General features: G+C 66.1%; 12 protein-coding genes. 4 read left to right on the top strand and 8 right to left on the bottom strand.

Annotation, left to right across the window (positions count from 1 at the left end):
- The first annotated feature begins 98 nt into the window (after positions 1-98).
- The 3 genes from AC2VOG_RS17490 (at position 99) to mscL (ending at position 1,765) form a co-directional block, all read left to right on the top strand.
- Entirely contained in the window at positions 99-488 is a 390-nt protein-coding gene (locus tag AC2VOG_RS17490; RefSeq protein WP_486941114.1) for an FmdB family zinc ribbon protein, read from the top strand.
- A 65-nt stretch (positions 489-553) separates the two neighbouring features.
- Positions 554-1,216, top strand: a complete 663-nt coding sequence (locus tag AC2VOG_RS17485; protein ID WP_486941113.1) for an SAF domain-containing protein — start codon at positions 554-556, stop codon at positions 1,214-1,216.
- 111 nt (positions 1,217-1,327) lie between these two features.
- Complete coding sequence (gene mscL, locus AC2VOG_RS17480; protein WP_486941112.1) at positions 1,328-1,765, top strand: large-conductance mechanosensitive channel protein MscL; 438 nt, start codon at positions 1,328-1,330, stop codon at positions 1,763-1,765.
- Between the two features lies 1 nt (position 1,766).
- On the opposite strand, the gene AC2VOG_RS17475 is transcribed toward mscL, so the two are convergent.
- From AC2VOG_RS17475 to gjpA, 8 genes are all read right to left on the bottom strand, one after another.
- Positions 1,767-1,895: a hypothetical protein gene (locus AC2VOG_RS17475; RefSeq protein ID WP_486941111.1), complete on the bottom strand. Its 129-nt coding sequence runs from the start codon at positions 1,893-1,895 to the stop codon at positions 1,767-1,769.
- An 8-nt stretch (positions 1,896-1,903) separates the two neighbouring features.
- On the bottom strand, positions 1,904-2,389 hold the full coding sequence (locus AC2VOG_RS17470; RefSeq protein WP_486941110.1) for a MogA/MoaB family molybdenum cofactor biosynthesis protein: 486 nt from the start codon (positions 2,387-2,389) through the stop codon (positions 1,904-1,906).
- A 47-nt stretch (positions 2,390-2,436) separates the two neighbouring features.
- Positions 2,437-3,861, bottom strand: coding sequence for a S1C family serine protease (locus AC2VOG_RS17465; protein WP_486941109.1), 1,425 nt, complete (start codon positions 3,859-3,861; stop codon positions 2,437-2,439).
- A gap of 63 nt (positions 3,862-3,924) precedes the next feature.
- On the bottom strand, positions 3,925-5,460 hold the full coding sequence (locus AC2VOG_RS17460; RefSeq protein WP_486941108.1) for an ATP-binding protein: 1,536 nt from the start codon (positions 5,458-5,460) through the stop codon (positions 3,925-3,927).
- A gap of 19 nt (positions 5,461-5,479) precedes the next feature.
- Positions 5,480-6,166, bottom strand: coding sequence for a response regulator transcription factor (locus tag AC2VOG_RS17455; protein ID WP_486941107.1), 687 nt, complete (start codon positions 6,164-6,166; stop codon positions 5,480-5,482).
- A gap of 108 nt (positions 6,167-6,274) precedes the next feature.
- Complete coding sequence (gene rpmF / locus AC2VOG_RS17450; protein ID WP_067331883.1) at positions 6,275-6,448, bottom strand: 50S ribosomal protein L32; 174 nt, start codon at positions 6,446-6,448, stop codon at positions 6,275-6,277.
- Positions 6,449-6,568: 120 nt separating this feature from the next.
- Positions 6,569-8,371 (bottom strand): fatty acyl-AMP ligase, encoded by a 1,803-nt coding sequence (locus tag AC2VOG_RS17445; RefSeq protein ID WP_486941106.1) that lies wholly within the window; start codon positions 8,369-8,371, stop codon positions 6,569-6,571.
- 7 nt (positions 8,372-8,378) lie between these two features.
- Positions 8,379-9,596 carry an outer membrane porin GjpA gene (gene gjpA / locus AC2VOG_RS17440; RefSeq protein WP_486941105.1) on the bottom strand — a complete coding sequence of 406 codons (1,218 nt, stop codon included), beginning with the start codon at positions 9,594-9,596 and terminating at the stop codon, positions 8,379-8,381.
- Positions 9,597-10,131: 535 nt separating this feature from the next.
- On the opposite strand from gjpA, the gene AC2VOG_RS17435 reads away from it, so the two are divergent.
- The coding region (locus tag AC2VOG_RS17435) for an acyclic terpene utilization AtuA family protein (protein WP_486941104.1) at positions 10,132-11,537 on the top strand (1,406 nt) is incomplete at its 3' end.

Genomic DNA, 11,537 nt, shown 5'->3' with positions numbered 1-11,537 from the left:
TACAGCCTGGCACCCGCCGGGAATGACTTGCACCACATAGCCGTTCTAGCACTTGGGACTGTAGAGTGCTAAACGTTTAGACCATCACGGAGGTTTTTGTGCCGACATACAGCTACGCTTGTACCGCATGCGATGACCGCTTCGATGTAGTTCAGGCCTTCAGCGACGACGCGCTGACCACGTGCGAGAAGTGCGCGGGCCGACTGCGCAAAATGTTCGGCAACGTCGGCGTGGTGTTCAAGGGCAGCGGCTTCTACCGCAACGACAGTCGCGAGGCGTCCAAGAGCGCCAGCAGCAGTTCTTCGAGTTCGAGTTCGTCCTCGGGCACTGAGAGCTCCGGCTCGACCTCCAGCGACACATCCTCCGCCGCTTCGCAGACGTCGACCTCCTCTGGTGACGCGTCGAAGTCCGACTCCTCGTCGTCGGCGTCGAAATCGTCGGCGTCGAAATCGTCGGCGTCGAAGTCGCCGGCCACCACCTCCAGCTAGCCGGTTATCCACAAGACGCACTTCGCCGTCCGGCCACGTCGCACGTTCGCGTCTACCGTTGGCGCGTGGGAGACTCCCGGTCATCGCTGAATCCATCGCTGCCAACCCGTCTTTCGCAGTGGGTGCGGCCTGACTGGTCGCGTACCGTGCTGGCCCGCCGGGTTGCCGCTGCGGGGCTGGTCTTGCTCGCAGGCGTTGCCGCGCTCCGGCCCGACCCCGCCGACGACTCCGCGCTCGTGGTAGTCGCCACGCGTGACCTGAGCCCGGGCGCCAAGCTGGCCGCCGACGATGTTCGGGTCGAAAGACGTTTGACGTCAACGATTCCCGACGGTTCACAGTCAGACGTCAACGCGGTGGTCGGCTCCGCCCTGGCCGGCCCCTCACGGCGCGGCGAAGTGCTGACCGACGTGCGACTGCTGGGCGCCCGCCTGGCCGAGTCGGCGGCGGGGCCAGACGCCCGCATCGTGCCGGTGCATCCGGCCGACAACGCGCTGATCGACGTGGTGCGACCGGGCGACGTGGTCGACGTGGTGGCCGCGGCAGAGGGCGGCAACGCAGCAGCCCCGCACGTGGTGGCGACCGACGCGATCGTGGTATCGGTGTCGGCGAAGGCCAATGGGCACAGTGCGGCCGGCGACCGGGTGGTGTTGATCGCACTGCCGGCCACCCTCGCCAACGCGGTGGCCGGCGCGACGCTGGTCGCGACCGTGACCCTCAGCCTGCACTAAGGGTCTGACCAGACCAAAAGCAAACTCTCGCATCGCCAGCCCGACTCGGCTAGCTTTTTTCTTGAGCTCCACATTGATTTATGACTTACCCATTGCGGAAAGGAAATCCCGATGTTGAAGGGCTTCAAAGAGTTTCTCGCACACGGCAACATCATCGACCTGTCAGTCGCGGTCGTCATCGGTACCGCCTTCACCGGTCTGGTCACCAAGTTCACCGAAAGCGTCATCCAGCCGCTGATCGACCGAATCGGCGCTGGCGGAAAATCCGATGTCGGGCTTCTGAAAGTCAGCATCGGCGACGGCAAATTCATCGACTTCAACGTCGCGATATCGGCCGCGATTAACTTCATCATCATCGCGGCGGTGGTGTACTTCCTGGTTGTGCTGCCCTACAACACGCTGCGCAAGCGTGGAGAGGTCAAGCAAGCCGAGGACACTGAACTCTCGCTGCTCACTCAGATCCGGGATCAGCTCGCCGAGGCCAATGGCAGCTCAGCGGGTCATCACTCCGCCAACGCTCCGGAAAGCGCGACCGTCCAAGACAGCTAGCTCAGGTGTGGTGTGGCGGCACGTTGTCGCGCAGCCACTGCTCCCGCTCCTCGCCGTCCCGACTGGCATCGGGGTCTCGCTCGTCGACCGACGACTGCCACTCGCGATCGTCTCCGACGGGTGTGGACATGCCGGGTGTCAGATTTCCAGGCTGGACAGCTGACCGATGATCTGCGCTGCCAACGGGTTCAGCGTCGCCATCCCGTCGCGCACGGCGTACCGCGAGCCGGCCAGGTTGACCACCAGCGTGCTGCCCGAGATGCCCGCCAGACCGCGCGACAGGCCTGCCTCGATGATTCCCGCAGACAACCCCGACGCGCGGATCGCTTCGGCGATGCCGAGGATCTCGCGGTCGAGAATGTCCAGCGTCGCTTCCGGGGTGACGTCGCGGGGAGTCACCCCGGTGCCGCCCACCGACACGACCAGGTCGACTCCCCCGATCACCGCGGTGTTGAGCGCGTTGCGGATCTCCACCTCGTCGGCGGCGACCGCGACAACGCCGTCGACCACGAATCCGGCTTCGGTGAGCAGTTCGGTGACCAACGGACCGCTGTGATCCTCATCGCCGTGATCGTCGACAACGACGACCAGTGCCCTACCGATCAAGTCCACACCCTGTCCCATGGCTGCAACCGTATATCTGGCGTCCGACGACGGCGCGGCGACTCTGCTCACTGCTGGGCCTTGCCCAAGGTGACCTGGACCTTCTTGGTCTCGCCAGACGGGTCTTTGAAGGTCAGCGTCACCTTGTCGCCGGGCGCCTTGGATCGAACTGCGGCAACCAGCGCATCGGCACTGTTGACCGTGCGGTCGTCGACCTTGGTGACAACCACTCCGCTGGGCAGTCCAGCGGCCGCGGCCGCCCCGTTCGGAACGACCTCGACCACCTTGGCGCCGGGCGTCTCCTTGTCGTTGGTGACCTGCACGCCCAGCGAGGCGTGCGCCGCGGTCCCGGACGTGATCAACTCGTCGGCGATCCGTTTGGCCTGGTCGACGGGGATCGCGAAACCGAGGCCGATCGAACCGCTCTGCGCGTCCGGGGAGTCGCCACCCAGGGTGGCGATCGCCGAGTTCACCCCGACCAGCTGTCCGCTCATGTTGACCAGCGCACCACCGGAGTTGCCCGGGTTGATCGCGGCGTCGGTCTGAATGGCGTCCAGCACGGTGTTCTGGTTACCCGACTCACCCGTGGTGGAGACGGGCCGGTTGAGCGCGCTGACGATGCCGGTGGTCACCGTGCCGGACAGACCGAGCGGCGAACCGACCGCCATCACCGGCTGGCCGACACGCAAGTTGGCCGACGAACCGAGGCTGATCGGGGTCAGCCCCGACACGCCTTGCACGCGCACCACAGCAATGTCCGTGGTGGGGTCGGTGCCGACGACGCTGAACTCCGCCGTGCGCCCATCGGAGAACGTCACGGTGGTCTTGGGCTTGCCGCTACCCGGCGGAGGGGCGGGCTGGTCGGGATCCGGGGCCGGAGCGCCGGGGTCCTCGTCGGGGTTCTGGTGCTCGGGGTTCGGTCGCCCATGCGGCCCCGGTGCCTTCCCGGGGTTGGCCGCGGTGGCGACGACGTGGTTGTTGGTCAGGATCAGGCCGTCCGAGGACAAGATGATGCCGGAGCCCTCTTCAGATGCGCGGCCCAGTTTGGTCTCGAGCATCACGACGCTGGGAACCACCTTGGCGGCCACCTGCTCGACGCTGCCGAGCGGCGAGTTCGACGCCGGCATGCCGGGTGTGGCACCGCCTGGCATTGCCCCGTCGGCGACAGAAGCGAGAATTTCGTGGCGGGCGATAACCGAGGCGGCGGCCCCGCCGATACCGGCCGAGACGACAGCCAGCGCGACCGCCCCAACCGTCAATGCGCCTGCACGAGAACGCTTTCGCGGCGTCGGCATCGGCTGCGGCCCCCCGGGCTGACCGACGAACGGACCGTAGGGCTGCCGAAGTTGCTGCTGGCCGGGCCGCCAGTCATATCCCGGCGGGTAGGTTTGCTGCTGCCCATAGCCGGAATGGCTCACGGCCCCGCGCTGATCGGGCGCCGGACGGTATCCGTGCTGCTGCGGCGGTGGCGAATACCTCGGGTGATTCGTCATGTCGCTGGTCGCTCTCTCTGTGGTCCTGGCGCGGTCTTTCAGAGCCAAACAGTAACTGGCCTACTACCTTGCCTGGGTGATCTGTGATTCGACTGAAATAACGTTTGCCGGAGTTGCGGAGTTCCCCGGAACTGATGACGCGCCGGCACTCGGCGCGACGTCGCCGTCGGACGGATACTCCGCGACCGGTATCGGCTGCCCCGGAAACAAGACGTAGATCGATGTGCCCGGCGGCTGGCCACCAGGCACGGTCTCCTCGACATGCAGTGCCCCGCCATGCTTGAGTACGACCTGTTTAACGATCGCCAGCCCGAGCCCGGAGCCGGGCATGGAGCGCGAGGTGGTCGAGCGGTAGAACCGTTCGAAGACCAGTTCGCGCTCGTGCTCCGGGATGCCCGGGCCGTGATCGGACACCACCAGCTCGGCATGCGAGGCATTGAGTTGTCGCAGCCGGACGCCCACACGGCCGCCGGACGGGCTCCACTTGGCGGCGTTGTCCATCAGGTTCAGCACCGCGCGTGACAGGCCGGCCGAGTCGCCGTGGACCTGCCAGGGCGTGACGTCGACGTCGAACTCAACGTCGTTGCGGCGCCGGCGAACTCGCTCCAGCGACCGTTCGATGACCTCACTCATATCGACCGGCTCGTGCACCACCTCACCGGCGTCACCACGGGTGAGGTCTACCAAATCGCCTACCAGCGTGGATAATTCCTCGATCTGGGCGATCACGTCAGTGCGCAGGTCGACCATTTCCTGCTCGGGTATCGGCGGCGCGCCCGGCGCGCTGGACGCCATCAGTAGTTCGACGTTGGTGCGCAGCGAGGTCAGCGGGGTCCGCAACTCGTGACCGGCATCGGCGACCAGCCGCGTCTGGCGCTCGCGCGACTCGGCCAACGCCCGCAGCATCATGTTGAAAGCCTCAGTGAGCCTTCCTAATTCGTCACTGCCATAGACCGGTATCGGCCGTAGGTCGTCGGTGCGCGCCACCCGCTCGGCCGCCCCGGTCAACCGGCCTACGGGTCGCAGGCCGGCCTGGGTGACCATGCCGCCGGCCACCGCGGCGACGGCCATGCCGACGCCGCCGACGATCACCAGCACCCAGCGAAGCTTGGTCATCACGGCGTCGGTGGGCGCGAGGCTCTTGGAGATCAGCAGCGAGCTGCCGTTCGGTAGATGCACGGCGAGCACCCGCTGATTGGCGGCGGTACGCCGGGACATGAACAAGTCGCCGCGGATGACGGCTTTCTCCTGCTGCCCCACCGGCAGCTGCTGCCCTTCCTGGTTCGCGGTGAAGATCGACCGGCCAGGCGTCACCAGCATCGCGTTGACGTCTGAGTATGCCGTGCCCTCAATGGCTTTCGCCGGGTCGGCGGCCAGCGATCCGCTGGCGATCAGCAGCTGCGCCCTGCTCTGCAGCTGGTTGTCGATGTCCTTGTAGAGCGCTGCGGAGATCACCGCATACACCGCGACGGCCATCAAGACGACCACCATCGCCACCATCGACATGGCCAGCAGCATCACCCGCCCGCGCAGCGACAGGGACGTGCTCGTCCTCAGCGGCACTCTGCTTCGCCGACGGAACAGTGTCTTCAGCGGCATCAGAGTGTCTTCAGCGGCATCAGGGCGGAGTTTCGCGAAGCACGTATCCCACTCCACGAACGGTATGGATCAGACGTGGTTCGCCGTTGGCCTCGGTCTTACGACGCAGGTACCCGACGTACACTTCCAGTGCATTACCCGACGTGGGGAAATCAAAACCCCACACCTCTTCGAGAATGCGGCTACGCGTCAATACCCGACGCGGATTGGCGATCAACATCTCCAGCAAAGCAAATTCCGTGCGAGTCAGGCTGATCTGGCGGGTCCCCCGGGTGACTTCGCGAGTCACCGAATCGAGGGTGAGATCGGCGAACGTCATCGCCACGGCTTCGGAGGGATCTTCAATTCTCGTACGGCGCAACAAAGCCCGCATCCGCGCCAAGAGCTCTTCCAGCGCGAACGGCTTGGGCAGATAGTCGTCGGCACCCGCGTCGAGGCCGGCAACACGCTCGGAGATGGTGTCACGGGCGGTCAGCACCAGGATCGGAAGATCGTCCCCGGTGCTGCGCAGCTGCCGACACACCTCGAGGCCGTCCAGCCGGGGCATCATCACGTCGAGCACGACCCCGTCAGGCCGGTCGGCGGCAATCATCTCCAGGGCTTCGACGCCGTCCTCGGCAAGCGTCACCGAGTAGCCATTGAAGGAAAGGGAGCGGCGCAGCGACTCACGCACCGCACGGTCGTCGTCAACGACAAGAATTCGCACAGCTACCAGTTTTATCTAAGCGCCTGAGAAGGTGCTGAGAGTGCGCCAGAATCGGCCGTCCGCAAACTGTTGGCACTATCGCCGAAGTGAATGCTCACGGCACAGAAGTTAGCGGCGGTCGAGGTCAATCAGGCCGAGGCGCGCCGCCTTGAGCAGCCGACGAGGAACCTTGTGCTGCCGACCTGCGACCGTCACGCCGACCAACTCTGGCTTCTCAGCCTTCCATTGCGCGCGTCGGCTACGGGTGTTCGAGCGCGACATCCGCCGCTTTGGCACAGCCATGATCAGGCCTTACTCCTGGTAGGGGGGTCACCGCGGAAGACCTCTCGGCAGCGACGATTGGCTTTGATGATAGCGGGTGGCCTGCCGCGGACAAAAATGCGCGCGACCGGTCGATCGCGGTCAGCGGGACGATCGGGCCTGCATGACCATCGCGAGCTTGAGAATTCCGGCGGCCTTGGCCAGGGCCTCGTCTTCCCCGCCGTCGTCGGCGGGCAGCGGTGCGTGCGCTTCGGCGATTGTCTGGAATTCGCGGTCGAGATACTGCCGGCGGCACTGGCCGCGTTGAATCTTCCCACTCGAAGTGGTGGGAATCCGCATGGGCGCGACCAGCACGAGGGACTGCACGGGTACGCCGTGCTGCTCGAGGACAGCCGTCTCCACCGCCGTCATGACATCGCGAACATCCACGCTCCGGAATCGATCGCTGTCGACCTCCTGCACGATCACCAACTGTTCGGCGCGGCCCTGCCGCGGCGTAATGGCGAACGCCGCGCCCCGGCCGTGCAGCAGCGCCGGGTGGCTCTGCTGCACGGTGAACTCGATGTCGTGCGGGTAGTAGTTACCGCCTCGGATCACGATGAGGTCCTTGCAGCGCCCGGTGATGAACAGTTCGCCGCCGCGGAGGAACCCCAGATCGCCCGTGCGCAGGTACGGGCCCGCCCCGGTGCCTGCGGTGAACGCCGCAAATGCCTGCTCGGTCTCTTGCGGCCGCGCCCAGTAACCCTGGGCAACGCTGGGCCCCGACAACCAGATCTCGCCCACCTCGTTCGCCGCGCGCTCGCGGCAGGTCTCCGGGTCGACAATGGCCACCCGCTGGCCGCCCTGAACTCGGCCGCAACCGACCAGGGTCAGCGTCGACGGCAGCGCGGGCGCGGCCTCGACGACGCGGTCCTCCTGCAGCGCGCCACGATCAACATGGGCCATAACCGGCAGATCGGCCGCCGACCCACCCGAGACCAACAGGGTGGCATCGGCGAGCCCGTAGACCGGATGAAATGCCTCGGGCCGAAACCCCGCCGGGGCGAAGGCATCGGCGAAAGATCTCATGGTCTCGGCCCGGACCGGCTCGGCGCCGTTCATGACGGTCGTCAAGCTGGATAGATCGAGCCTCGCGCGCTCCTCGGCGGTGCTGTCTTCGACGCATTTGGCGAAGGCGAAGTTCGGCGCCACCGTGTAGGTCGCGCGGCAGCGGGAGATGGATTCCAACCACCGCATCGGACGTTTGATGAAGGCCGTCGGCGACATCAGCACGGTGGAACAACCCACGTTCAGCGGATTGAAGATGCCACCGATGAGACCCATGTCGTGATGCTGCGGCAGCCAGAACAGCGCGAGGTCGTCCTCGTCGCCCTGCCAGGCCTGGCGGATGGCCTCGAGGTTGTGCAGCAGGTTGCCATGAGTGAGCACCACGCCCTTGGGGGCGGTGGTCGAGCCCGACGTGTATTGCAGCATCGCAACCGAATTCGGGTCCGGCCCGGTCGGTGACCAGCCGTCGGCGTCGCCTGCCCCAGCGTCGTTGAGACACCATTGCAAGCGCCGACCGTCGACGAGTAGGTCGAGCACTGCCTTGACCTTGGCTTGGGTCTGGGACGTGGCGAGCACGAAATCGGCCTGCGCGTTGGGCACAACAGTGGTCAGACGCGGGGCGAGGCGTTCGTGTACCGGGATCGCGATCGCACCCGCGTAGAAGCAGCCGAACAGTCCCGCGATGTGGTCCAGCCCGGGTCGACACAACACCAGCACCCGGCGGCCGGACGCGCCCCGGCTCTGTAAGTCCGCCGCGATCGACCTGGCTCGACTGTCCAGGTCAGCGAAGGTCAGCTCGCCGAGATCGGCTCCGTCGCCGTTGTAGGAGAAGCTGAATGCGACCTTGTCGCCGTACTGCTCCGCCCTGACCTGCGCGAGTTCGACGAGGCTACGCATCGCTGCCTCAGAACAGGCTCAGCAATCCGTTGACGAGTTCGTGCGGAAGGTCGGTCAGTGAGCTCAGTGAAGCGGTCGTGTCGGCGGACAGGTTGGTGCCGAGGTCGTTGAGCCCGCTGAACTCGCCGAACAAGTCGGACAGGTTCAGGCTGCTGGCCGCGCCCGTCGCAGTGGTGTCGGGGATGGTGGGGAACGTCAGGCCGGCCAGCGGGGCGCCCGGTGTGACGCCCTTGCCGCTCCATCCGTCGCCCAGCAGTAGGCCGACCGCTTGGTCGAAGCCTTCCAGTGCGCCGATCGGGCCGACCGGGTTGGCGGAAAGGTCGAGGGAGATCGGTACCCCATTGAGCTGGACGTCGAGGCCCATGCCGACACTGTTGAACAGCGAGCCGCCCGCGGCGTGGATCGTGCCGGTGGCCACTTTCCAGCTGTCACCCACGCTTCCGGCGCTGAGCAGGCCGCCGAAGGCGAAGCTGAGCGAGCTGACGCTGTCGCCGCTCGGCAGCAGGCCGGCATCGTTGATCGCAGGCACCAATGCGTCGAGGTTGAGTGTCGCGCCGTTGAAGATGGAGCCGATGGCGTCGACCGGTGCGGCCAGCAAATCCTGGAATGCCGTGGCGGAGTCGCCGGCCTGGGCGGCGGCGGCAATTGCCTCGGCGCTGTCGAACAGCGAGACGACGGGGCTGACCACCGGCCCCAGCGCGCCCAGGAGGATGCCGCTGGCCGGTGAGGCCAAGAAATCCAGCACCGGGGTCAGGCTCGCGGCATCTGAGGCCGGCAGGAAGGTAGGCAGCTCCTGGAAAACCACGCCGTGCAGCCCGTCGAGGGTGAGGCCCTTCGTCGTGGAGATGGTGTCGGAGCTGGCGCCGATCAGCGCGAAGGAGCTGAGCACGTCAGTCAGTTGGGTCTGGATGTCGCCCAGGACGGTGTCGAAGCTCGTCCCGTTGATCAGGTCCTGCAGATAGCCGAAGCCGTCGACGGTCCCCTGCTGCGCTCCCACGAAGGGCGCCAGCGCGAAGTTGTCGAACAGCTGTGTGGAGTTGGCCGACGCGTCGTTGAGCTCGGTGACGATCGATGTCAACAGGTCATCGGTGGCCGTCAGCGCGACCGCGTCGGACCGCATTTGTGGAAGCGTCCAGTTCGGCTGGCTCATGGGAACAGCGGCGACGGCGGTGCCGCCGATCACTGCTACACCGGCCAGCGCATACGGGCGCAGGGTGAGTTCCATGTCACGGCCTCCTTTGCCACAACCACGAACACTTATTGGAACTTAACTCAATAGCAAGCCTTAAGGCAAGGTAAGAACCGCTTAGGATTTCCGACAGGTGAGCGCATAGGCGAATACCCGCAGCTAGATCGCAGAATTTTTACTCAACACCGATCCAACATCTGGTAATGAAACGGGCGATTCGTACGCCGCTTCCGAGTTCCGGAATGCCGGACGGTCCGCTTGGAGTTTGCTGAGGTCGTTATCGAGCCAGCGAAAAGGCATGTTAGAGACGCATAGTTCCGGTATGTGATTTAGCTCTCGGCGGGTAGGCCCGAGCGACCCAGGTCACACTGAATAGTCGACGAGTCGGCCGCACGGCAGGGTGTTCAGCGCCGCGACCCCCGGCTATGCTGACCTACCGGTTGGTTGACAGCGTGGCACCTAACTGATTCCCAAGGGAGGGAGCACTCGCGTGGTGGGGTCTTCTTCGGCAACTCCAGCGCCGGTTCGCATCGGCAACTGCTCGGGGTTTTACGGAGATCGGCATGCGGCCATGCGCGAAATGCTGACCGGTGGCCAGCTCGACTACCTGACCGGCGATTACTTGGCCGAGCTGACCATGTTGATTCTCGGCCGCGACCGGATGAAACATCCCGAGCGCGGCTACGCCAAGACGTTCCTGTCCCAGCTCGAAGAATGCCTCGGGCTCGCGCAGGATCGCGGGGTGCGCATCGTCGCCAACGCCGGCGGCCTGAACCCCGCCGGGCTGGCCGACGCCGTGCGCGCGCTGGCCCAGCGCCTCGGTGTGCCGGTCCGGGTGGCACACGTCGAGGGGGACGACCTGTCGGGTCGTGCCGAGGAACTCGGGCTGGGCACGCCCCTGACCGCCAACGCCTACCTGGGCGCCTGGGGCATCGTCGACTGCCTCAACGACGGCGCCGACATCGTGGTCACCGGACGCGTGACCGATGCCTCGGTGACCGTCGGGCCCGCGGCTTCGCACTTCGGCTGGCAGCGAGGCGACTACGACCGGTTGGCCGGCGCCGTGGTCGCGGGACACGTCATCGAATGCGGCATCCAGGCCACCGGCGGCAACTACTCGTTCTTCACCGAAATTCCGGACCTGACGCACGCCGGCTTTCCGCTGGCCGAGATCCACGCCGACGGTTCGTCAGTGATCACCAAACACCCCGGCACCGGCGGGCTGGTCAGCGTCGACACCGTCACCGCGCAACTGCTCTACGAGATCACCGGCGCGCGCTACGCCAATCCCGACGCGACGGCGCGGATGGACAGCGTCGATCTCTCGTCCGACGGCGCCGACCGGGTGCGGATCAGCGGCGTGACCGGCGAGCCGCCACCGCCCACGTACAAGGTTTCGCTGAACAGCATCGGCGGATTCCGCAACGCGATGACGTTCGTGCTGACCGGGCTGGACATCGAGGCCAAGGCCGACTTGGTGCGCCGACAGCTGGAATCCGCGGTCAGTGTCAAGCCCACCGAGCTGGAGTGGACGCTGGCCCGCACCGACCACCCCGACGCCGACACCGAAGAGACCGCGAGCGCCCTGCTGCGCTGCGTGGTCCGCGATCCCGATCCGGCCAATGTCGGACGCCAGTTCTCCTCGGCCGCAGTGGAATTGGCGTTGGCCAGCTACCCGGGGTTCGCCGTCACCGCACCGCCCGGGGATGGCCAGGTCTACGGGGTCTACACCCCCGGTTATGTCGAGGCGACAAAAGTGGACCACACCGCCGTGCACGCCGACGGCATCCGAGTCGAAATCCCCTGCGCCACCGAGACTCTCGAACTGCAGCCGGCCTCAGTGCCAGCTTTGCCGGAGCCGCTGCCGGACGGCCCGACGCAGCGGGTGCCGTTGGGCCGCATCGCCGCCGCCCGCAGCGGCGACAAAGGCGGGTCGGCCAATGTCGGGGTGTGGGTGCGCACCGACGACCAATGGCG

It is taken from the genome of Mycobacterium sp. TH-M11 (genome assembly GCF_057473725.1).
Note: the sequence above shows the minus strand (reverse complement) of the source record. Positions and strands in the feature narration are given on the sequence as shown.

Excerpts from the sequence above, each read along its gene's own strand:
- gjpA (WP_486941105.1), bottom strand. The coding sequence starts at position 9,596 with ATGGAACTCACCCTGCGCCCGTATGCGCTGGCCGGTGTAGCAGTGATC.
- mscL (WP_486941112.1), top strand. The coding sequence starts at position 1,328 with ATGTTGAAGGGCTTCAAAGAGTTTCTCGCACACGGCAACATCATCGAC.
- AC2VOG_RS17470 (WP_486941110.1), bottom strand. The coding sequence starts at position 2,389 with ATGGGACAGGGTGTGGACTTGATCGGTAGGGCACTGGTCGTCGTTGTC.
- AC2VOG_RS17445 (WP_486941106.1), bottom strand. The coding sequence starts at position 8,371 with ATGCGTAGCCTCGTCGAACTCGCGCAGGTCAGGGCGGAGCAGTACGGC.
- AC2VOG_RS17460 (WP_486941108.1), bottom strand. The coding sequence starts at position 5,460 with ATGCCGCTGAAGACACTGTTCCGTCGGCGAAGCAGAGTGCCGCTGAGG.
- AC2VOG_RS17465 (WP_486941109.1), bottom strand. The coding sequence starts at position 3,861 with ATGACGAATCACCCGAGGTATTCGCCACCGCCGCAGCAGCACGGATAC.
- rpmF (WP_067331883.1), bottom strand. The coding sequence starts at position 6,448 with ATGGCTGTGCCAAAGCGGCGGATGTCGCGCTCGAACACCCGTAGCCGA.
- AC2VOG_RS17475 (WP_486941111.1), bottom strand. The coding sequence starts at position 1,895 with ATGTCCACACCCGTCGGAGACGATCGCGAGTGGCAGTCGTCGGTCGAC.